The organism is Pseudomonas sp. R25(2017) (genome assembly GCF_002112565.1).
Lineage (GTDB): Bacteria > Pseudomonadota > Gammaproteobacteria > Pseudomonadales > Pseudomonadaceae > Aquipseudomonas > Aquipseudomonas ekonensis.
In genome coordinates this window covers 165,157-187,058 of record NZ_NEHZ01000003.1, presented here as the reverse complement: position 1 = coordinate 187,058, position 21,902 = coordinate 165,157, and the positions used below count along the sequence as shown (strand labels likewise).

The window sequence follows — 21,902 nt, the reverse complement described above, 5'->3', positions numbered from 1 at the left end:
TTTATCGGGGACTCAAGCCAGCGCCGCCTGATAGCGTGCAGCGACTTCCGGCCAATTGATCACGTTGTAGAACGCATTGATGTATTCCGGCCGGCGGTTCTGGTAGCGCAGGTAGTAGGCGTGTTCCCAGACGTCGAGGCCGAGGATCGGCGTGTTGCCGTTCATCAACGGGCTGTCCTGGTTGCCGCTGCTCTCCACCAGCAGTTTTTTCTCCGGGGTGACGCTGAGCCAGGCCCAGCCGCTGCCGAAACGGGTCAACGCCGCTTTGGTGAATGCTTCCTTGAACGCGTCGAGGCCGCCCAGTTGCTCGTCGATGGCCTCGGCCAGCGCGCCGTCCGGCGCACCGCCGCCGTCGGGCACCATCACTTCCCAGAACAGCGAATGGTTGGCGTGGCCGCCGCCCTGGTTGATCACCGCCGCCCGCAGGCTTTCCGGCAGTTGCCGGACGCTGGCGACCAGCCGTTCCACCGGCCACCCGGCGTATTCCGTGCCCTCGACGGCGGCGTTGAGGTTGTTGATGTAGGTCTGGTGATGCTTGGTGTAGTGGATCTCCATGGTCTGCGCGTCGATGTGCGGCTCAAGCGCGTCGTAGGCGTAAGGCAAGGCAGGCAGGGTAAAAGCCATTTCAATGGACTCCATGGTGATGTGAAACCGACGGCCGGCGCGCATTGCCGGCGTCCGGATGCAGTAGGCGCTGGGTGCGCGGGTATTCGCCGTGCTCGCTGATGAAATTGAGCAGCTCGACATAGGTCTTGCTGCTCTGGCGCAGCGCCGCTTCGCGCAGGGCCGGGCGCAGGCGTTCGTCCTGCATGGCCTGCAGCAGCCGCTGATGGATGGCGCACAGGTATTCGGCGCTCTCCTCCGGCTGGTTCAGGCGCAGGTGCAGATCCGCCAGGTTGTGGTGCGAGATGACACAGGCCGCCACCGCTTCGTCGGCGTCCGCCCAGCGCTCGAACAGCACCTGAGCCAGGGCCAGGGCTTGCAGGTAGGCTTCGCGGGCATCGATCAGTTCGCCCAGCATGAAGCAGCGATTGGCCCGTTCGATCGTGCGTTTCCAGTGCTCCATGGTGAACCTCCAAAGCGGTGCGGCGCTTACACGCCGCCGGCGGTGAGTTTTTCGGGGTTTAGCAACGCTTCCAGTTCGCTGCGCGACAGGTCGGTGTGCTCCAGCGCGACGTCGATCACCGCGCGGCCCTGCTTGTAGGCCTGCTTGGCGATTTCGGCGGCCTTCTGGTAACCGATGATCGGGTTGAGCGCGGTCACCAGGATCGGGTTGCGCGAGAGCGCTTCCTTGAGGCGCGACTCGTTGACCTTGAAGCTGGCGATGGCTTTGTCGCCCAGCAGCCGACTGGCGTTGGCCAGCAGTTCGATGCTGCCGAGCAGGTTCTGGGCGATGATCGGCAGCATCACGTTCAGCTCGAAATTGCCCGACTGGCCGGCGACGGTGATGGCCGCGTCATTGCCGATCACTTGCGCGGCGACCATGGCGGTGGCTTCCGGAATCACCGGATTGACCTTGCCGGGCATGATCGACGAGCCCGGCTGCAAGCCTTCCAGCTCGATCTCACCCAGGCCGGCCAAGGGGCCCGAGTTCATCCAGCGCAGGTCGTTGGCGATTTTCATCAGCGACACGGCGGTGGCCTTCAACTGGCCGGAGACGGCGACGGCGGTGTCCTGCGAGCCGATCAGCGCAAACAGATCCTTGCCCGGCGTGAACTGCACGTGGGTGAGCTGGCTCAGGTGACGGCTGAAACGCCCGGCGAACTCCGGATGCGCGTTGATCCCGGTGCCGACCGCCGTGCCGCCCTGGGCCAGGGACTGCAGGCTCGGCAACAGGTCCTGCAGATGGCCGACGTTGGCCTTGAGCTGCTGCGCCCAGCCGTTGAGCACCTGACTCATGCGCACGGGCATGGCATCCATCAGGTGCGTGCGGCCGGTTTTCACGTGGTGATGGACCTGAACGGCCTTGTGCTCGATCACCTGCACCAGGTGCAGCAGCGCCGGCAGCAGTTGCTCGTGCAGGGCCAGGGCGGCGCTGACGTGGATGGTGGTCGGGATGATGTCGTTGCTGCTCTGGCCGCAATTGACGTGATCGTTCGGGTTGACCGGCTCGCCCAGCAGACGGCTGGCCAGGGTTGCGATCACTTCGTTGGCGTTCATGTTGGAACTGGTGCCGGAGCCGGTCTGGAAGACATCCACCGGGAAATGCTGCATGAAGTCGCCTTCGAGCAAGCCTTGGGCGGCATCACTGATGGCCTTGCCTTGAGCGGCGCTGAGCTGGTTGAGTTCGACATTGGCCCGGGCGGCGGCGGCCTTGGCCAGGATCAGCGCACGGACGAACTGGGTGGGCATCGGCTTGCCGCTGATCGGGAAGTTATCCACCGCCCGCTGGGTCTGCGCGCCGTAGAGCGCGTCCGCCGGCACCTGCAGTTCGCCCATGCTGTCGCGCTCAATACGTGTCTTGGTCATCGGTGAATCCTTGGACTAGTTCAATGAGGGGAATCGAGGGAAGCAACTCGCAGGTCGCCAGTTGCCAGGTGAAGCTTTGCCAGCGCTTGAGCCGGCATTTGCACAGCGAGAGGCGCTCCATCTCACGCAGGGGGCGCCAGGCCTGGTCGAGGCACAGGCTGCGCCAATGCCACGGCAAGGCGATGTCGTTGGCGGTGTCCATCAGCAGACGGAAAGCGGTTTCGGCGATCGTCCAGGGCGACGTCGTCGTGCAGCAGGCCAGGTAGCGGCCCTCGGCGAGGTAATGTTCGATCAGGCGCGGCTCGTCCGGATCCATCGCACAGCGGATCTGGCGGCTCATCCAGCGCCAGCTTTCGAGGTAAGGCTGCTCGTGCAAGGCAGAACTCATGATTCCTGGCTCATCCGATAATGAGATTTATTATTAGATGATAATGAGAACCAAAACAAGAGCGGCCAACCTTTGCTGATTCAGGCAAACACGGTGGGCGCCAGCCCTGCTGGCGATGGCGTCAATGCAGGCGCTTCCCCGGCGACCCTGCATTCCGGGACACAAAAAAAGGCGCGCCACCCGCTGGGGTGGCGCGCCTTTCTGCGCAACGGTCGGGCTTAGCTGCCCGCGACGGTCATCCGCTCGATCAGCACCGATCCTGTGCGGATATTGCTGCGAAGTTCCAGATCGTTGCCCACCGCGACAATCTGCTTGAACATGTCGCGCAGGTTGCCGGCGATGGTCACTTCCTGCACCGCGAACTGGATTTCGCCGTTCTCGACCCAGTACCCCGCCGCTCCGCGCGAGTAGTCGCCGGTGACCATGTTCAGGCCGTGGCCCATCAGTTCGGTGACCAGCAGGCCCCGGCCCATGCGCCGCAGCAGCGCCGCCTGATCCTCGTCGCCATGGGTGACGAACAGGTTGTGCACGCCGCCGGCGTTGGCGGTGCTCGGCATGCCGAGCTTGCGGCCGGAATAGGTGCCGAGGATGTACGACACCAGCTCACCCTTTTCGACGAACGGCTTGGCGTAGGTCGCCAGACCGTCGCCGTCGTAGGCCGCGCTGCCCATGGCGCGCATCAGGTGCGGGCGCTCATCGATGGTCAGCCATTCCGGAAACAGCTGCTGCCCCAGCGTGCCTTCAAGGAACGACGCCTTGCGGTACAGGCTGCCGCCGGACACCGCCGACAGGAAACTGCCGAACAGGCCGCCAGCCAGTTCTGCCGAAAACAGCACCGGCACTTCGCAGGTCGGCACGGGACGTGCGCCCAGACGGCTCGCCGCCCGCTGCGCGGCCCGCTGGCCGATGCTCACCGGATCCGCCAGCAAGTTGCCCTGACGGTTCACGTCATACCAGTAGTCGCGCTGCATCTGGCCGTCGGCCTCGGCGATCATCACACAGCTGAGGCTGTGCCGGGTCGAGGCGTAGCCGCCGACGAAGCCGTGGCTGTTGCCGTAGACGCGGCAGCCCTGATGGGTGCTCAGCGTCGTGCCGTCGGCGTTCCTGATCCGCGCATCGGCGTCGAACGCCGCCGCCTCGCAGATCAAGGCTTTCTCGATGGCCTGCTCGGGGGTGATGTCCCAGGCGTGGAACAGGTCGAAATCCTGGACGTCCCTGGCCATCAGCGCGGCGTCGGCCAGGCCGGAGGCTTCGTCCTCGGAGGTGTGCTTGGCGATGGCCAGCGCGGCGGCGACGGTTTCGCGGATCGCGTCAGGCCCGGTCGCCGAGGTGCTGGCCGAACCTTTGCGCTGGCCGACATACAAGGTGATGCCGAAGCCTTGGTCGCGGTTGAACTCGACCGTCTCGACTTCGCGCTGACGCACCGACGTCGACAGCCCCTGCTCAAGCGACACCGCCACTTCGCAGGCGCTGGCCCCTTGGCGCTTGGCTTCGGCGATGATCTGCTCGACCTGTTCCTGCAGGGCCGGCAATGCCTGCGGGCCGACGCTTTCAACTGCACTCATGCTCATCTCCACTCAAATTCTGCTTTCGGCTGGGGCCATCGAGCGACCGGGCCGGACAAGCGGCCCCCGACTGGTTATCATGGCGGCGTTTCTTTGCGGACTGCCACCATGGTTGATTCTTACGACGACTCCCTCGATACGGGAGAAAAAAGCAAATCCCAGGTCAAACGCGAGCTGCATGCTCTGGTTGACCTCGGCGAGCGCCTCACGACCCTCAAGCCCGACTTGCTGGCCAAACTGCCGTTGACCGACCCGTTGCGCCGGGCCCTGGCCGATGCGCCCAAGCACGTGGCGCACATCGCACGCAAACGGCACCTGCAGTTCATCGGCAAGCTGATGCGCGACCAGGACACCGACGCCATCCTGGTGCTGCTCGACCAGCTCGACGCCTCCACCCGCCAGTACAACGAGCGTTTCCACAACCTCGAACGCTGGCGCGACCGCCTGATCGGCGGTGACGACGCGGTGCTGGAGAAGTTCGTCGCCGAATACCCGGAGACCGACCGTCAGCAACTGCGCTCCCTGATCCGTCAGGCCCAGCACGAGGTGGCGCGCAACAAGCCGCCGGCCTCCAGCCGTAAAATCTTCAAGTACATCCGAGAGCTGGACGAGACCCAACGCGGCCTGCGTTGATCATCGTCACCGGGTGGCCGCCCAAGGCGCCACCCGTCGCTCCATCCCTTCTTATGCGCCTGTGCCGCCCACGGTGATCGCGTCGATCTTCAGCGTCGGCTGGCCCACGCCCACCGGCACCGATTGCCCGTCCTTGCCGCAGGTGCCCACGCCGCTGTCCAGCGCCAGGTCGTTGCCGACCATCGACACCCGGCTCATGGCCTCCGGGCCGTTGCCGATCAGGGTGGCGCCCTTGACCGGTGCGGTGATCTTGCCGTCCTCGATCAGGTACGCCTCGCTGGTGGAGAACACGAACTTGCCGCTGGTGATGTCTACCTGGCCGCCGCCGAGGTTGGCGCAGTAGATGCCCTTCTTCACCGAGGCGATGATTTCCGCCGGATCGCTTTCGCCGCCCAGCATGTAGGTGTTGGTCATCCGCGGCATCGGCAGGTGCGCGTAGGACTCGCGCCGGCCGTTGCCGGTACGGGCCACGCCCATCAGGCGGGCGTTGAGCTTGTCCTGCATGTAGCCCTTGAGCACGCCGTTCTCGATCAGGGTGGTGCACTCGGTCGGGGTGCCTTCGTCGTCGACGCTCAGGGAACCGCGGCGACCGCTCAAGGTGCCGTCATCGACGATGGTGCAGAGTTTGGAGGCGACCATTTCGCCCATCCGGCCGCTGTAGGCCGAACTGCCCTTGCGGTTGAAGTCGCCTTCCAGGCCATGGCCGACCGCTTCGTGCAGCAGCACGCCGGACCAGCCCGAACCCAACACCACCGGCAACGTGCCGGCCGGCGCCGGAATCGCTTCCAGGTTGACCAGCGCCTGGCGCAGGGCCTCACGGGCGTAGCCCATGGCACGGTCTTCGGCGAGGAAATAGCGGTAGTCGGTACGCCCGCCGCCGCCATGGCCACCGCGTTCGCGGCGACCGTTCTGCTCGACGATCACGCTGACGTTGAAGCGCACCAGCGGCCGCACGTCCGCCGCCAGCCCGCCGTCGGTGGACGCCACCAGGATCCGCTCCCAGACGCCGGCCATGCTCACGCTGACCTGCTGGATGCGCGGGTCGAGGGCGCGGGTGGCGACGTCGATGCGCTTGAGCAGGTCGACCTTCTCGGCGCGGCTCAGCACTTCCAGCGGATTGTCCGGCGCGTACAGCTGCGCGACGTCCTGGGTGGTGAACGCCTGCACCTTGCCGTCCTGACCGGCGCGGGAGATCGAGCGGGCCGCACGGGCCGCCGCGCCCAGCGCTTCCAGGGTGATGGCGTTGCTGTAGGCGAAGCCGGTCTTCTCGCCGGACTGCGCCCGTACGCCGACGCCCTGGTCGAGGTTGAAGCTGCCTTCCTTGACGATGCCGTCTTCCAGCGACCAGGACTCGGAAATCTGCCCCTGGAAGTACAGGTCGGCGGCATCGATGCCGGGGCCGGCCAGGTCACCGAGCACGCCTTGCAGGCTCTCGATGGTCACGCCGCCGGGCACCAACAGGTGGTCACTGACTGAGGACAACAACTCGCTCATAGGTTCTACGCCTTAAATTCGTGTTCTGAGGCAGGCCGCTGCGCGCCCTGCGAGAAAAACCGCCGGTGAGTGGCCACCGGCATCCGCGCCCGGATGGACGCCTGTTCGCTGCTGTCGCGCTCGGCCAGCAGCACGGCCTCGCCGGTGTCCTGTTGCGCCAGCACGCGGCCCCAAGGGTCGATGATGGCTGCGTGGCCGAAAGTCTCGCGCGGGCCCGGATGCATCCCGCCCTGGGCCGCCGCCAGCACATAGCACTGGGTCTCGATGGCCCGTGCGCGGATCAGCACATCCCAGTGCGCGGCGCCGGTCACCGCCGTGAAGGCCGACGGCGCGGTGATCAGCTCGGCGCCGGCGGCCCGCAGTTCGCTGTAGAGCTCCGGGAAGCGCAGGTCGTAGCACACCGTCAGCCCCAGCCGGCCCACCGGCGTGTCCGCCACCACCACGCCGCTGCCATAAGCATAGTCATCGGATTCGCGGTAACGGCCGCGATTGTCCGCCACATCGACATCGAACAGGTGCAGCTTGTCGTACCGCGCAACGATTTCGCCCTGGTCATCGACCAACAGCGAGCAGGCATGGGACTTCGCCGCAGGCTGGCCCACCGGTGGCAGCGGCAACGTGCCGGCCACGATCCATAACCTGAGGTCGCGCGCGGTCTGTTTCAACCACGGCAGGATCGGCCCCTCGCCCAGCGCTTCGGCACGGCCGATGTCGGCGATGTCGCGACGGCCCATGGCGGCGAAGTTCTCCGGCAGCACCGCCAGCTTCGCGCCCGCTTCGGCCGCCTGCTCAAGCAGGCGCCGGGCATCGCGCAGGTTGGCCGGCACATCGCTCTGGCTGACCATTTGAATCACCGCTAAAGACATGGCGCACTCCGCAAGAGGTTTGCGGCCATGCTACTCCATCGGTGCCGGGCCTGGCTGTTCAAAAGGGCTTGTCGAAGGTGATTTTCGGCTCTTTCCACGGCCCCTTGACCGTGTACTTGACGCTGGCGAACCGCGCCACGCGGTCGCCGATCAGCTTGTCGATCAGAAACAGCGCACCGCCGACCGCCGGCGCCCCCACGATCAGCGCCGCGATCGGCAGGTTGTTGGTCACCGGCAAGGTCACCAGCAGCCGGGCGTCCACCTGGTCGCCGACCAGGTCCAGGGTGCCGTTGAGCTCAATGTTGCTCGACGGCCCGGTCAGCAGGATCGGTTCGCGGGTCACGTAGACGCCGTTGGTCGCCACCAGCAGGCCCTTGACCCGGTCATAGCTCAGGCCTTTGCCGAACAGGTCGGAGAAGTCCAGGCGCAGGCGCCGGCCGATGGAGTTGAAGTTGAGCAGGCCGAACACCCGCAGCGCCTGGGCGCCCCCTTCCACCTCGACGAACTGGCCCTTGTTCAGCGACGCATCGAGGGTGCCGGAGAAGCGCTTGGTCGCCAGCCACGCCGGCGAACCCGGCCAGCGGCCGTCGACGTCCATGTGGAACTCTTCGCTGGTCACGCTCGGCGCGAACCCCCAGCCCTTGAGCACGTCGGCGAGGTTTTTGCCGCCGATCCGGCCCTTGTACCAACTGTTCGTGTTGCCCGGCGTGCCTTCCCAGCCGCCGCTGCCCTGCAGCAGGATGCCCTTGAGGCCCAGGTCCAGGTTGCTCAGGGCGATGCCCTTGGCGGTCGGCCGCACTTTGAGCGACCAGCCGCCCACCAGGTCCTGGCCCTGGAACAGCTGGTTGACGGTGATGTCCAGCGCCGGAATCTTGCTCGGATCGACCGAGGCCAGAGGATCGGGCGCGTTCTCGTCAGCCTGCACCGCCGGATCCGGCGCCGGCAGGCGCACGTATTGCAGGTTCACCGCGATCGGCGCGCCGTTGGCGTCGGGAATCGCGACCGTGCCCTTGGCCTGCCGGCTGTCCAGCGCCAGCGCCCAGGCGCCCGCCTTGCGATTGAGCTGCACCGACGCCTGATCCAGCGTGGTGCCGAACGCCGTGAGCCTGTCGACCTTGAAGTCGGCGCTGCTCAGCAGTTGCCTGGCGCTGCCGCCCGGATCCTTGCCGGCGTACTTGTCCACCAGGTCCTGCCACGGCTTGACGTCCAGCTCCGACAGCACGCCGCGCACCCGCAGGCCCTTGCCGCCGGGCAGCACCGCCTCGCCCGCGCCGAGGAACAGTTCACCGCGGCCGTCGGCGAAATTGCCCGGCGGCGCCGCGAAGGTGAAATTGGCCAACTGATCGTAATTGACCCAGTAGCGCCGCTCCGGCCCTTGCAGGGTCATGCGGAACACCGTGTCGCGTCCGGTGCTGGCCGGCAGGCCGAACGGCGCCGGCAGATCCACCGCCACGCCCTTGAGGCTGGAGCTGACCATCAACTGGCTGTCGGCGCCGTCCAGGTTCACCTGCAACTGATAGGGAACCGTGCCGGACACCGGCAGCGGCTGGGTCACGCCGAGCCAGTCGGTGAGTTTCTTCACCTCGACCTGTCCGGAGGCGGCCACGCGGGTCTTGAGCCGGCCCGGGCCGCCGTCGGCGAAGATCTGCGCGGTCACCGGTTTGTCGAACGCCCGTGCCGCGATGTTCTGCCCGCTCAGGCCCTTGGCGCTGTCGAACCGGAAATCGCCCTTGAGCTGGGTCAGCTCAAGCTTGGGCTCGGCCAGCTTCAGCCGCGCGTTGGCCGGCTTGAAGTCGACGAGGATCTTCGGCGCATCGCCCTTGTCCAGCGGCACGTCCAGCTTCAGCTTGCCGGTCAGTTCGCCCTCGCCCTCCCATCCCGCGAAGGTCTCGGCGGTGCCGATCGGCGCTTCCTGAAGGATCTTCAGACCGTCGCCCAGTCCGCCGGCGAACGCGCCGTCGAGGAGCAAATGGCTGTGTTCGCCTTCCGGCGCGTGGGGTATGTTGACGAACACGTCGCTGACCTGGGTGTCGAGCAACTGGCCCTTCTGCGCCACGATCCGGATGCCGCTGTCTTCGATGAACACGTCGCCGTTGACCTTGCTCACATGGGGCCAGCCCGGCTGGAACGCGAGTTCGGCGTCATGCACCTTGAAGAACAGGCTGATGCTGCGGTCCGCGTCGGCCGCGCCCTTGTTCAGCGAACCTTGGTACTGGAAGAAGCCCTGGTCCACCGCACCCTTGAGGATCGCGGTGCGCAGCCATTCGTCGACGGCGGGGTTCAGGACCTGCGGCAGGTACTTGGCGGTGTAGCGTCCGTCGCCGTCCACCAGGCCGACGCGCAAGTCCATGTAGTCTTCCTGGTCGTGGTCGAAATGCAGGCGGATCAGGAAGTCGCCGGCGATCTTGCCCTCTTCGCCGAGCACCTTCAGGTACGGCGCGATCAGGGTGAAGCCTTCCTTGTCGAGCTTCCAGGTCAAGCGGGCATTGGCCTGGATATACTGCCACGGCTTGGCGAAGATCGGGTCCAGGTGCAGGACAAAGTCCTTGCTGTCCATCCGCAGCTCGCCGCCGCCCAAGTTGCCGCTGAGGCTGCCGCTGACGTTCCGCGCCGCCGGGGCGCCGTGGTAGGCGTCGAAGCCGACCCGGTCGAGGTTGGCGGCGAAGCTGAACCGTGAGTCGTCGGTGGCGTTGGGGCGCACATCCAGCAGCACGTTGCGCAGTCCGCCGGTCACCTTCAGGCGCTCGACCACCGTGGCGAACCCTTGCGGCAACGGCCCCAAGGCATTGAGCAACGGCGTGATCGGCGTCAGGTCGATCCGGTCGGCCTGCAGGTGCCACAGCTCTTCGGCCTCGTCGCTGGCGGCGGTCTGCTTGATCTGCACCCGGGATTCCCAGCGGGTCTCGCCGAAGTTCATCGCCAGGGAATCGAGGGTGACGGTGGCGCCGTCGCGGTTGCGCTCGTAGTAAGCGTTGAGGGCCAGGTTGTCGATCCGGATCGGCTTGCGCTCGGCATAGGCGCCGGTCAGCTGCGGCGCGTTCAGACGCAGGGCGGCGCTCTGCAGCGTGCCTTCGCGCCAGTCGACCCACAGTTCGCCGCCGGCCTTGATCTCGGAGAAGTTCCACTGCTGGGTCAGGCGCTCGGGCAGCCATTTGGCCCAGTCGCTCTGCGGCAGGCTCAGGTAGCCTTCCACGGCGCTGTCCTGCCACTGGCCGGCGCGGATCCGCGTACGCAGGCTGGTGGCCACCGGCTGGCCGTCGGGCAGGGTCAGACGCACGTCCAGCCGCTGGCGGACGGCGCCGGTCTTGAGGTTGAGGCCGACGTAGGTGAAGGTCAGCGGCGCATGATCGAGCGGCTGCAAGGTCACCTGGCTGTCGAGCACGGACAGTTGCTGCACGATCTGCATGCGGTCGAACAGCTGCTGCGGATCCAGCGGCCGGTCCTGCTTGACCGGCAACCCTTCCAGTGCCCATTGGCCGTCTTCGCCTTCCTTGAGGCTGATCTTCAGGCCGTTGAGTTCGAGGTGGGCGATGCGCACTTCCCGGGCCAACAGGCTGGCCCACAGGTCCGGCACCGCACGCACCCGGTCCAGGCGCAGGGTGTTGGCGCCCTCGCCGACCGTCACGTCGTGGGCCAGCAGGATCGGCGCGAATCCGCTCCAGTCACCTTCAAGCTCGCCGATCTGCAGCGGCATGCCGAGGGCGGCGGCGGCCTTCTGCTCGACGTCGGCGCGGTACTCGGCCACCAGCGGCGCCAGTTCCCGGCCGAGGCTGACGTACAACGCCATCAACACCAGTGCCAGCGCGCACAGGCCCAACCCCCAGCGGGTGAGTGCGGCCAGAATGCGGGTCAGACGCTCCATGTCAGTTGGCTCCCATGGCAAAAAAACTGCGAAAAGCTGAGGCCAGCCGTTTCAGGACAAAGGCGACGCAGGGGATCAGAGCAGCACCACGTCATATTGTTCCTGGGAATACATGGTTTCTACCTGAAAGCGTATGGTGCGGCCAATGAACGCTTCAAGCTCGGCGACGTTGCCGGACTCTTCGTCGAGCAGCCGATCCACCACTTTCTGGTTCGCCAGCACGCGGTAGCCCTCGGCCTGATAGGCCCGGGCCTCGCGCAGGATCTCACGGAAAATCTCGTAACAGATGGTTTCCGGTGTCTTCAGCTTGCCGCGCCCCTGGCAACTGCTGCACGGCTCGCACAGCACCTGCTCAAGGCTCTCGCGGGTGCGCTTGCGGGTCATCTGCACCAGGCCCAGTTCGGTGATGCCGATGATGTTGGTCTTGGCGTGGTCGCGCTCCAGCTGTTTCTCCAGGGTGCGCAGCACCTGGCGCTGGTGCTCTTCGTCTTCCATGTCGATGAAGTCGATGATGATGATCCCGCCCAGGTTGCGCAGGCGCAGTTGCCGGGCGATCGCGGTGGCGGCTTCGAGGTTGGTCTTGAAGATGGTCTCTTCAAGGTTGCGGTGGCCGACGAAAGCCCCGGTGTTCACGTCGATGGTGGTCATGGCTTCCGCCGGATCCACCACCAGATAGCCGCCGGACTTGAGCGGCACCTTACGCTCCAGGGCCTTCTGGATCTCGTCCTCGACGCCGTACAGGTCGAAGATCGGCCGCTCGCCCGGGTAATGCTCCAGGCGGTCGGCGATCTCCGGCATCAGTTCGGCGACGAACTGCGTGGTTTTCTGGAAGGTTTCCCGGGAGTCGATGCGGATCTTCTCGATCTTCGGGCTGACCAGGTCACGCAGCGTGCGCAGGGCCAGGCCGAGGTCCTCGTAGATCACGTTCGGCGCGCCGATGGTCTTGATCTGGGCGCTGATCTGATCCCAGAGCCTGCGCAGGTAACGGATGTCCATCAGGATCTCGTCGGCCCCGGCGCCTTCGGCGGCGGTGCGCAGGATGAAGCCGCCGGCTTCCTTGATGTCCTCTTTGGCCACGCAGTCGCTGACCACCTGCTTGAGGCGTTCGCGCTCGGCTTCGTCTTCGATCTTCAGGGAAATGCCGACATGGGCGGTGCGCGGCATGTAAACCAGGTAGCGCGACGGGATCGACAGCTGGGTGGTCAGGCGCGCGCCTTTCGAGCCGATGGGATCCTTGGTCACCTGCACCACCAGGCTCTGGCCTTCGTGCACCAGGGCGCCGATGCTTTCCACCGCCGGCCCTTCGCGCAGGGAGATTTCCGAGGCATGGATGAACGCGGCGCGGTCCAGGCCGATATCGACGAACGCCGCCTGCATGCCCGGCAGCACGCGCACGACCTTGCCTTTGTAGATGTTGCCGACGATCCCGCGTTTTTGCGTGCGCTCGACATGCACTTCTTGCAGCACACCGTTTTCGACCACCGCCACGCGCGATTCCATCGGCGTGATGTTGATCAGGATCTCTTCACTCATGGCAGGGTCTCGTTCAGGCGTGTTCACGGTAATGGCCGCATCTTGATCCGCACGGCGCTCACTGCGCGTTCAGGGTTTGCCAACAGGGTATGCCGAAATGGCCCAGCAGTTCTGCGGTTTCGCACAACGGCAAACCGACGACCGCCGAATAGCTGCCGTCCAGGCCCGCCACGAACACCGCGCCGAGGCCCTGGATGCCGTAGCCGCCGGCCTTGTCCCGGGGTTCGCCGCTGGCCCAGTAGGCGACGGCCTCCGCTTGGCCGATCGGGCGGAAACGCACCCGGCTGCGCACCACCCGCGACTCGCAGCGGCCGTCCTCGACCAAGGCGATCGCCGTCAGCACTTCATGCTCCCTGCCGGACAACATCATCAGCATGGCGCATGCATCGGCTTCGTCCACCGGTTTGCCGAGAATTTTGCCGTCCAGCACCACGGCGGTGTCGGCCCCCAGCACGCAGCCCCCGTCGCGGGAGCCGACGGCGCGGCGGCCGGCCTCGGCCTTGCCGCGGGCCAGGCGCTCGACATAGGCGGACGGGGTTTCATGGGGTGACGGGGTTTCGTCGATGTCCGCGCTGACGGCGGTGAACGGCACGCCGATCTGCGTGAGCAGTTCACGCCGGCGCGGTGAGCCGGAGGCGAGGTAAAGCGGCTTCATCAAGACATCTCCCTGTTGGGTGCCCTGCCTCGCACATGCCATTTCCGTTTGGCGAGGCAAGGCGCCGTCACGGGCGCATGCCTGGGCAGATCAATTGATTTTGTAGCGGCGGCGCAAGCCACGCAAAGCGAAGCTGACCCAAGGCCAGAGCAACGCGCTGACCAACGCCGGCAGCACCAGCGCCAGCGTCGGCTGACGGTTGCCGGTCAAGGCGCTGAGCCACAGCTGAACCAGTTGCGCGAGACCGAAGATCACCAGGATCACCAGGCTTTGCTGCCACATCGGGAACATCCGCAGGCGCTGCTGCAACGACAGCACCAGGAACGTGATCAGGGTCAGGATCAAGGCATTCTGCCCCAGCAGCGTGCCGTACAGCACGTCCTCGGCCAACCCCAGGCAAAACGCGGTGACCATGCCGACCTTCTGCGGCAAGGCCAGCGCCCAGAACGCCAGCAGCAGGGCCAGCCACAGCGGGCGCAGGATTTCCATGAACTGCGGCAACGGCGACACGCTGAGCAGCATGCCGATGAAGAACGTCAGCCAGACCATCCAGCCGTTACGGGAAGCGGTAGCCCCGACCATTATTCCTGTCTCCCGGTGGTGGCTGGCGCAGCGGCCGGCGGTTTGGCCGCCGGTCGCGCAGCAGGCTGGGCTGCCGGTGGCTTGGCGGCGGTGGCGGCTGGCGGTTTCGCGGCGGCCGGGGCGGACGCCGGCGGCTTGCCGGCCGCAGGCTTGGCCGGGGTCGCGGCAGCAGGGGCCGCAGCGGCCGGGCTCGTGGCCGCCGGAGTCGCGGCAGGCACCGTGACCGGCTTGGGCACGGTCGCCGGAATCACCGGGCCGCCGCCCAGGGCGTCGAGGTTTTCCTGGGCCTGGGCCGCGTCGTTCGCGCGCTCTTCGGCGGTGCGGTTGTCGCTGAACACCAACAGCATGTAGCGGCTGCGGTTCAGGGCGGCGGTCGGCACGGCACGAACGATGGCGAACGGCTGGCCGGAATCGTGGATCACTTCCTTGACCGTCGCCACCGGGTAACCGGCCGGGAAACGCTGGCCCAGGCCGGAGCTGACCAGCAGGTCGCCTTCCTTGATGTCGGCGGTGTCGGCCACGTGGCGCAGTTCCAGGCGTTCCGGGTTGCCGGTGCCGCTGGCGATGGCCCGCAGGCCGTTGCGGTTCACCTGCACCGGGATGCTATGGGTGGAGTCGGTCAGCAGCAGCACGCGGGAGGTGTACGGCATCAGTTCGACCACCTGGCCCATCAGGCCGCGGGCGTCGAGCACCGGCTGGCCGAGCACCACGCCGTCGCGCTCGCCCTTGTTGATGATGATGCGGTGGGTGAACGGGTTCGGGTCCATGCCGATCAGTTCGGCGACCTCGACCTTCTCGTTGACCAGCGCGGACGAGTTCAGCAACTCGCGCAGGCGCACGTTCTGCTCGGTGAGGGCGGCCAGCTTCTGCAGGCGGCCCTGCAGCAGCAGGTTCTCGGTCTTGAGTTTTTCGTTGTCGGCGATCAGCTCGGTGCGGCTGCCGAACTGGCTGGCGACACCGTCCCAGAGCCGTCCGGGCAGGTCGGTGATCCAGTAGGCGTCCATCAGCACCAGCGACATCTGGCTGCGCGCAGGCTTGAGCAGACTGAAGCGGGCATCGACCACCATCAGCGCGACCGACAGCACGGCCAGCACCAGCAGGCGCACGCCCAATGAGGGGCCCTTGGCGAAAAGCGGTTTAATAGGCCGCTCCTTCCGGACAGATGTTCTGTTTATTCATACGGCTTCAAACCGGCCTGGATGAAAACTGACAGAAGATAAACGCCGACAGGCAGCACTGCAAAGTGCTGCCTGTGCGTTCACCCACGTATTGCGCCCGGCGACTTATTCGCTGGAGAGCAGATCCATGGTGTGCTTGTCCATCATTTCCAAAGCACGGCCACCGCCACGGGCAACGCAGGTCAGCGGGTCTTCGGCGACGATCACCGGCAGACCGGTTTCCTGGGCCAGCAGCTTGTCCAGGTCTCGCAGCAGCGCGCCGCCGCCGGTCAGCACCAGGCCACGCTCGGCGATGTCGGAAGCCAGCTCCGGAGGCGATTGCTCCAGGGCGCTTTTCACGGCCTGAACGATGGTCGCCAGCGACTCCTGCAGAGCCTCCAGCACTTCGTTGGAGTTCAGGGTGAATGCGCGTGGAACGCCTTCGGCCAGGTTACGGCCGCGGACGTCGACTTCACGGACTTCGCCGCCCGGATAGGCGGTGCCGATTTCCTGCTTGATGCGCTCGGCGGTGGATTCGCCGATCAGGCTGCCGTAGTTGCGGCGAACGTAGGTGATGATCGCTTCGTCGAAGCGGTCGCCGCCGACGCGGACGGATTCGGCGTAGACCACACCGTTCAGGGAGATCAGCGCGATCTCGGTGGTGCCGCCGCCGATGTCGACGACCATCGAGCCGCGGGCCTCTTCGACCGGCAGGCCGGCACCGATGGCAGCAGCCATCGGCTCTTCGATCAGGAACACTTCGCGGGCACCGGCGCCGAGGGCCGATTCACGGATGGCACGACGCTCGACCTGGGTGGACTTGCACGGAACGCAGATCAGCACGCGTGGGCTGGGCTGCAGGAAGCTGTTTTCGTGAACCTTGTTGATAAAGTATTGCAGCATCTTTTCGCAGACGCTGAAGTCGGCGATCACGCCGTCCTTCATCGGACGAATGGCGGCAATGTTGCCCGGCGTACGGCCGAGCATGCGCTTGGCTTCGGTGCCGACAGCCACGACACTTTTCTGGTTACCGTGTGTCCGGATGGCCACAACCGATGGCTCGTTCAGGACGATACCGCGCTCGCGCACGTAAATAAGGGTGTTGGCAGTGCCCAGGTCAATGGAAAGATCGCTGGAAAACATGCCACGCAGTTTCTTGAACATGGGAAAGGGACCCTAGGCAACGCGTGGGTAAAAAAGTGCGGCAAACTCTAACAACGACAGGGATTTTGGGCAAGGCGCCAATATGTTAAATTGGCCGCTTTTCTGCGCACCAAGCCCCACAATCGCGGCCTTATGACCGTAGAAGTGCGGTAGTGTTCCGACAATCTAACACAGGGACGCCGTCCGTCCTGTTTTCCACTGGAGAATCCCGATGGCGCTAGAACGCTCCGACGTGGAAAAAATCGCTCATCTGGCCTGCCTGGGCCTCAATGAAGCCGATCTTCCGCACATCACCTCGGCCCTCAACAGCATCCTGGGGCTGGTCGACGAAATGCAGGCCGTCGACACCGACGGCATCGAGCCGCTGGCCCACCCGCTGGAAGCCAGCCAGCGCCTGCGCGCCGACGTCGTCACCGAAAGCAATCACCGCGAGGCCTATCAGTCCATCGCACCAGCGGTCGAAAACGGCCTGTACCTGGTTCCGAAAGTCATCGACTAAAGGGAAAGAGCCTGCAATGCATCACATGACTCTGGCCGAGATCGCCCGCGGTCTGGCCGACAAGAAGTTTTCCTCCGAAGAGCTGACCAAGGCCCTGCTGGCGCGCATCGCCCAGCTCGACCCTCAGATCAACAGTTTCATCAGCCTCACCGAAGAGCTGGCGCTGGGCCAGGCGAAAGCCGCCGACGCCCGCCGCGCCAACGGTGAGAGCGGCGCCCTGCTCGGCGCGCCGATCGCCCACAAGGACCTGTTCTGCACCCAGGGCATCCGCACCAGCTGCGGCTCGAAGATGCTCGACAACTTCAAGGCCCCGTACGACGCCACCGTGGTCGCCAAGCTGGCCGCCGCCGGCACCGTGACCCTGGGCAAGACCAACATGGACGAATTCGCCATGGGTTCGGCCAACGAGTCGAGCTGGTACGGCCCGGTGAAGAACCCGTGGAACCTGGAACACGTGCCGGGCGGTTCGTCCGGCGGTTCCGCCGCCGCCGTGGCCGCGCGCCTGCTGCCGGCCGCCACCGCCACCGACACCGGCGGCTCGATCCGCCAGCCTGCCGCGTTCACCAACCTGACCGGCCTGAAGCCGACCTACGGCCGCGTTTCGCGCTGGGGCATGATCGCCTACGCGTCGAGCCTCGACCAGGGCGGCCCGCTGGCCCGCACCGCCGAAGACTGCGCGATCCTGCTGCAGGGCATGGCCGGGTTCGACCCGAACGACTCCACCAGCATCGATGAGCCGGTGCCGGACTACACCGCCGGCCTCAACGGCTCGCTGCAGGGCCTGCGCATCGGCGTGCCGAAGGAATACTTCGGCGCCGGCCTCGATCCGCGCATCGCCGAACTGATCCAGAACAGCATCCAGCAGCTGCAGAAGCTCGGTGCCGTGATCAAGGAAATCAGCCTGCCGAACATGCAGCACGCGATTCCGGCGTACTACGTGATCGCCCCGGCCGAAGCCTCCTCCAACCTGTCGCGCTTCGACGGCGTGCGCTTCGGCCACCGCTGCGAAGCCCCGAAGAACCTGGAAGACCTGTACAAGCGCTCCCGCGGCGAAGGCTTCGGCGCGGAAGTGCAGCGCCGGATCATGGTCGGCGCCTACGCGCTGTCCGCCGGCTACTACGACGCCTACTACCTGAAGGCGCAGAAGATCCGCCGCCTGGTGAAGAACGATTTCATGGCCGCGTTCAATGAAGTCGACATCATCCTCGGCCCGACCACGCCGAACCCGGCCTGGAAGCTCGGCGCCAAGAACAACGATCCGGTCGCCGCCTACCTGGAAGACTTCTACACCATCACCGCCAACCTGGCAGGCCTGCCGGGCCTGTCGATGCCGGCCGGTTTCGCCGACGGCCTGCCGGTCGGCGTGCAGTTGCTCGCTCCGTACTTCCAGGAAGGTCGCCTGTTGAACGTCGCCCACCAGTATCAGCTCAACACTGACTGGCACACCCGCACCCCAACCGGCTTCTGAGGAGACGCACATGCAATGGGAAGTCGTGATCGGGCTGGAGATTCACACCCAGCTCACCACCCGGTCGAAAATCTTTTCCGGTAGTTCCACCACCTTCGGTTCCGAACCGAACACCCAGGCCAGCCTGATCGACCTGGGCATGCCCGGCGTGCTGCCGGTGCTCAACCAGGAAGCCGTGCGCATGGCCGTGATGTTCGGCCAGGCGATCGACGCCGAGATCGGCCGGCACAACGTGTTCGCCCGCAAGAACTACTTCTATCCGGACCTGCCCAAGGGCTACCAGATCAGCCAGATGGACCTGCCGATCGTCGGCAAGGGCCACCTGGACATCGCCCTGGAGGACGGCACGGTCAAGCGCGTCGGCATCACCCGCGCCCACCTTGAGGAAGACGCCGGCAAGAGCCTGCACGAAGAGTTCGGCGGCGCCACCGGCATCGACCTGAACCGCGCCGGCACGCCGCTGCTGGAGATCGTCTCCGAGCCGGACATGCGCAGCGCCAAGGAAGCCGTGGCCTACGTCAAGGCGATCCACGCGCTGGTGCGCTACCTGGGCATCTGCGACGGCAACATGGCCGAAGGCTCGCTGCGCTGCGACTGCAACGTGTCGATCCGCCCCAAAGGCCAGGCCGAGTTCGGCACCCGCTGCGAGATCAAGAACGTCAACTCGTTCCGCTTCATCGAGAAGGCGATCAACTCCGAGATCCAGCGCCAGATCGACCTGATCGAAGACGGCGGCAAGGTGATCCAACAGACCCGCCTCTACGACCCGAACAAGGACGAGACCCGTCCGATGCGCAGCAAGGAGGAAGCCAACGACTACCGTTACTTCCCCGATCCGGACCTGCTGCCGGTGGTCATCGAGCAAGCCTACCTGGACGAGGTGCGCGCCACCCTGCCGGAACTGCCGCCGCAGAAGCGCGAGCGCTTCCAGAGCCAGTTCGGCCTGTCGGCCTACGACGCCAACGTGCTGGCCACCAGCCGCGAGCAGGCGGACTACTTCGAACAGGTCGCGGGCATCAGCGGCGACGCCAAGCTGGCGGCGAACTGGGTGATGGTCGAGCTGGGCAGCCTGCTCAACAAGCAAGGCCTGGACATCGAGCAGTCGCCGGTCTCGGCCGAGCTGCTGGGCGGCATGCTGCAGCGCATCAAGGACAACACCATCTCCGGCAAGATCGCCAAGGTGGTGTTCGAGGCGATGGCCAACGGTGAAGGCAGCGCGGACGAGATCATCGACAAGCGCGGCCTCAAGCAAGTGACCGACACCGGCGCGATCTCCGCGGTGCTGGACGAAATGCTCGCCGCCAACGCCGAGCAGGTCGAGCAGTACCGTGCGGCGGACGAAGCCAAGCGCGGCAAGATGTTCGGCTTCTTCGTCGGCCAGGCCATGAAGGCGTCCAAGGGCAAGGCCAACCCGCAGCAAGTGAACGAACTGCTCAAAAGCAAGCTCGAAGGCTGACCACAATGGAGCCGGATTCCAATCTAGGCTCCAATCCCTGTGGGAGCCCGCCTGCTGGCGATGACGGTCTGACATTCAGCCACCGGTTGTCTGTCGTTGCGCAATCGCCGGCAGGCGGGCTCCCGCAACTGTTTTCGGGAACCCTTCGAATGAAGCGCCTGCTCTTGAGTTGCGCCCTGCTTTCCCTGCTGGCCGGTTGCGCCAGCTCCGGCACCATCGACCCGCACGGGTACGACCAGACCGGCGTCGCCTCCTATTACGGCGCCAAGCACCACGGCAAACGCACCGCCAGCGGTGAGCCGTTCAACCAGAATGCCTTGACCGCCGCCCACCGCCAGTTGCCGTTCGGCACGCGGGTGAAGGTCACCAACCTGAAAAACGACAGATCCTGCGTCGTGCGCATCAACGACCGCGGCCCGCACACCCGCGGGCGCCTGATCGACCTCTCGCGCGAAGCCGCGCAGCGCCTGGGCATGATCGGCAGCGGCACCGCCCGGGTACGGGTGCAGGCCCTCGAAGACTGATGGAGCGCCGACCATTTTCGCCTTAGCCGAGCTGCCCCTGATCAGCGTGATCGAACTGCTCAGCGGACTGATCCTGCTGATCGCCGGCGCCGAACTGATGGTGCGCGCCGCCGTCCGCCTGGCCACGCGCCTGCACGTGCGCCCGCTGATCATCGGCCTGACCCTCGTCGCCCTCGGCAGCAGCGCTCCGCAGATGGCGGTCAGCCTGCAGGCCGCGCTGACGCACAACCCCGACATCGCCGTCGGCAGCGTGGTCGGCGGCAGCATCTTCAACATCCTCGTCACCCTGGGCCTGTCGGCGCTGATCATCCCGTTGCGGGTGTCGCGGCAACTGGTGCGCCTGGACATCCCGCTGATGATCGGCGCCAGCCTGCTGGTGTTCGCGCTGGCCTGGAACAAGGAACTGGGGCACATCGACGGCCTCGTGCTGCTAGGCGCCCTGGCGCTGTACCTCGGCCTGCTCAAGCGCCAGTCGCGGCACTCGGCGCGACCGCACGCCGAACACCCGCAGGATCCGCAGGCCTCATGGGCCGTCAGCGTGCTGATGATCGTCGGCGGCCTGACCCTGCTGGTGTTCGCCGGGCGCCTGTTGCTGGGCGCCGCCGTGGCGGTGGCCACCGACCTGGGCTTCTCCGAGCGGATCATCGGCCTGACCGTGGTGGCGGTCGGCACCTCGCTGCCGGAGCTCGCCACCTCGCTGATCGCCGCCCTGCGCGGGCAGCGCGACATCGCCGTGGGCAACGTGATCGGCGCCAACCTGTTCAACCTGCTGGGCGTGCTGGGCTTCACCGCGCTGGTGTCGCCGACGCCGCTGTCGGTGTCGCCCAACGCGCTGGACTTCGACCTGCCGGTGATGCTCGGCGTCGCCGTGCTGTGCCTGCCGGTGTTCTATTCCGGCTACCGGGTGACCCGCGCCGAAGGCCTGTTGCTGCTCGGCCTCTATCTGGCCTACGGGCTGCACTTGCTATCGTTCACCACCGGCATGCCGCTGGCGGGCAAGCTGGAGCGGTTGATGCTGTTTTATGTGCTGCCGACGCTGCTGGCGTTTCTGTTTTTCACGTCCGTGCGCGCCTGGCGCCGCCAACACCACAAGAGGGATGTGCCATGACCGATTCGAAGAAGACCGGGGTAGAGATCCGCCGCCAGGTGATGGGCGATGCGTTCGTCGACCGCGCCCTGGGCAACGCCACCGAATTCACCCAGCCGCTGCAGGACTTCGTCAACGAACACGCCTGGGGCGGCGTGTGGAACCGCGAAGGCCTGCCGCTCAAGACCCGCAGCCTGATCACCCTCGCCGCGCTGACGGCGCTCAAGTGCCCGCAGGAACTGAAGGGCCACGTGCGCGGCGCGCTGAACAACGGCTGCACCGTGGAGGAAATCCGCGAGGCGCTGCTGCACTGCGCGGTGTATGCCGGCGTGCCGGCGGCGATCGATGCGTTCCGGGCGGCGCAGGAAGTGATCGACACTTACCAGAAACCTGAGTGAGTTTCCCGGCGCCTGATCGGGCGCCATCGCAGGCAAGTCGAATCGTCGCACCGCAGCTCCCACAGGGTTTTGTGTTGCCAATGTGATTGCATTCACACCGCA

Annotated in this window: 20 protein-coding genes; 7 read left to right on the top strand and 13 right to left on the bottom strand. The window is 66.0% G+C overall.

Features of this window, described 5'->3' with window-relative positions; translation table 11 throughout:
* Nucleotides 1-12: 12 nt before the first annotated feature.
* From CAG31_RS05280 to pmbA, 5 genes are all read right to left on the bottom strand, one after another.
* Nucleotides 13-624, bottom strand: a complete 612-nt coding sequence (locus CAG31_RS05280; protein ID WP_085578586.1) for a superoxide dismutase — start codon at nt 622-624, stop codon at nt 13-15.
* A gap of 1 nt (nt 625) precedes the next feature.
* Nucleotides 626-1,066: a hypothetical protein gene (locus tag CAG31_RS05275; RefSeq protein WP_085578584.1), complete on the bottom strand. Its 441-nt coding sequence runs from the start codon at nt 1,064-1,066 to the stop codon at nt 626-628.
* A gap of 26 nt (nt 1,067-1,092) precedes the next feature.
* Nucleotides 1,093-2,469 carry an aspartate ammonia-lyase gene (locus tag CAG31_RS05270; protein WP_085578582.1) on the bottom strand — a complete coding sequence of 459 codons (1,377 nt, stop codon included), beginning with the start codon at nt 2,467-2,469 and terminating at the stop codon, nt 1,093-1,095.
* Nucleotides 2,450-2,857: a FagA protein gene (locus tag CAG31_RS05265; protein ID WP_085578580.1), complete on the bottom strand. Its 408-nt coding sequence runs from the start codon at nt 2,855-2,857 to the stop codon at nt 2,450-2,452. Before CAG31_RS05265 ends, CAG31_RS05270 begins: the two co-directional genes overlap by 20 nt.
* A gap of 218 nt (nt 2,858-3,075) precedes the next feature.
* On the bottom strand, nt 3,076-4,422 hold the full coding sequence (pmbA, locus tag CAG31_RS05260; RefSeq protein ID WP_085578892.1) for a metalloprotease PmbA: 1,347 nt from the start codon (nt 4,420-4,422) through the stop codon (nt 3,076-3,078).
* 108 nt (nt 4,423-4,530) lie between these two features.
* Here pmbA and yjgA point away from each other — a divergent pair, with 108 nt between their 5' ends.
* Nucleotides 4,531-5,055: a ribosome biogenesis factor YjgA gene (gene yjgA, locus CAG31_RS05255; protein WP_085578578.1), complete on the top strand. Its 525-nt coding sequence runs from the start codon at nt 4,531-4,533 to the stop codon at nt 5,053-5,055.
* Nucleotides 5,056-5,106: 51 nt separating this feature from the next.
* Here the strand turns inward: yjgA and tldD are convergent, their stop codons facing one another.
* The 8 genes from tldD to mreB form a co-directional block, all read right to left on the bottom strand.
* Nucleotides 5,107-6,549 carry a metalloprotease TldD gene (tldD, locus tag CAG31_RS05250; RefSeq protein ID WP_085578576.1) on the bottom strand — a complete coding sequence of 481 codons (1,443 nt, stop codon included), beginning with the start codon at nt 6,547-6,549 and terminating at the stop codon, nt 5,107-5,109.
* A gap of 5 nt (nt 6,550-6,554) precedes the next feature.
* Nucleotides 6,555-7,415, bottom strand: coding sequence for a carbon-nitrogen hydrolase family protein (locus tag CAG31_RS05245; RefSeq protein WP_085578574.1), 861 nt, complete (start codon nt 7,413-7,415; stop codon nt 6,555-6,557).
* 58 nt (nt 7,416-7,473) lie between these two features.
* A complete protein-coding gene (locus CAG31_RS05240; RefSeq protein ID WP_085578572.1) occupies nt 7,474-11,277 on the bottom strand; it encodes a YhdP family protein in 3,804 nt (1,267 codons plus the stop codon).
* A gap of 75 nt (nt 11,278-11,352) precedes the next feature.
* The gene (gene rng, locus CAG31_RS05235) at nt 11,353-12,810 is read right to left on the bottom strand and encodes a ribonuclease G (RefSeq protein WP_085578570.1); all 1,458 of its coding nucleotides are present in this window, start codon (nt 12,808-12,810) and stop codon (nt 11,353-11,355) included.
* Between the two features lie 58 nt (nt 12,811-12,868).
* Nucleotides 12,869-13,465: a nucleoside triphosphate pyrophosphatase gene (locus tag CAG31_RS05230; RefSeq protein ID WP_085578568.1), complete on the bottom strand. Its 597-nt coding sequence runs from the start codon at nt 13,463-13,465 to the stop codon at nt 12,869-12,871.
* Between the two features lie 90 nt (nt 13,466-13,555).
* Entirely contained in the window at nt 13,556-14,047 is a 492-nt protein-coding gene (mreD, locus tag CAG31_RS05225) for a rod shape-determining protein MreD (RefSeq protein ID WP_085578566.1), read from the bottom strand.
* Entirely contained in the window at nt 14,047-15,189 is a 1,143-nt protein-coding gene (gene mreC / locus CAG31_RS05220) for a rod shape-determining protein MreC (RefSeq protein WP_085578564.1), read from the bottom strand. The genes mreD and mreC overlap by 1 nt, the downstream gene beginning before the upstream one ends.
* Nucleotides 15,190-15,330: 141 nt before the next feature.
* Nucleotides 15,331-16,368: a rod shape-determining protein MreB gene (gene mreB / locus CAG31_RS05215; protein ID WP_002555108.1), complete on the bottom strand. Its 1,038-nt coding sequence runs from the start codon at nt 16,366-16,368 to the stop codon at nt 15,331-15,333.
* A gap of 211 nt (nt 16,369-16,579) precedes the next feature.
* Here mreB and gatC point away from each other — a divergent pair, with 211 nt between their 5' ends.
* The 6 genes from gatC to CAG31_RS05185 all read left to right on the top strand — a co-directional run bounded on the left by gatC (nt 16,580) and on the right by CAG31_RS05185 (nt 21,800).
* Nucleotides 16,580-16,867 (top strand): Asp-tRNA(Asn)/Glu-tRNA(Gln) amidotransferase subunit GatC, encoded by a 288-nt coding sequence (gene gatC / locus CAG31_RS05210; RefSeq protein ID WP_020297123.1) that lies wholly within the window; start codon nt 16,580-16,582, stop codon nt 16,865-16,867.
* A gap of 16 nt (nt 16,868-16,883) precedes the next feature.
* Nucleotides 16,884-18,335, top strand: a complete 1,452-nt coding sequence (gene gatA / locus CAG31_RS05205; RefSeq protein ID WP_085578562.1) for an Asp-tRNA(Asn)/Glu-tRNA(Gln) amidotransferase subunit GatA — start codon at nt 16,884-16,886, stop codon at nt 18,333-18,335.
* Nucleotides 18,336-18,345: 10 nt separating this feature from the next.
* A complete protein-coding gene (gene gatB, locus CAG31_RS05200) occupies nt 18,346-19,791 on the top strand; it encodes an Asp-tRNA(Asn)/Glu-tRNA(Gln) amidotransferase subunit GatB (protein ID WP_085578560.1) in 1,446 nt (481 codons plus the stop codon).
* Between the two features lie 149 nt (nt 19,792-19,940).
* Nucleotides 19,941-20,315 carry a septal ring lytic transglycosylase RlpA family protein gene (locus CAG31_RS05195; RefSeq protein WP_085578558.1) on the top strand — a complete coding sequence of 125 codons (375 nt, stop codon included), beginning with the start codon at nt 19,941-19,943 and terminating at the stop codon, nt 20,313-20,315.
* Nucleotides 20,316-20,361: 46 nt separating this feature from the next.
* Nucleotides 20,362-21,423, top strand: a complete 1,062-nt coding sequence (locus tag CAG31_RS05190) for a calcium/sodium antiporter (protein WP_085578556.1) — start codon at nt 20,362-20,364, stop codon at nt 21,421-21,423.
* Nucleotides 21,420-21,800 (top strand): carboxymuconolactone decarboxylase family protein, encoded by a 381-nt coding sequence (locus tag CAG31_RS05185; RefSeq protein ID WP_085578554.1) that lies wholly within the window; start codon nt 21,420-21,422, stop codon nt 21,798-21,800. Before CAG31_RS05190 ends, CAG31_RS05185 begins: the two co-directional genes overlap by 4 nt.
* The last annotated feature ends 102 nt before the right edge of the window (nt 21,801-21,902 follow it).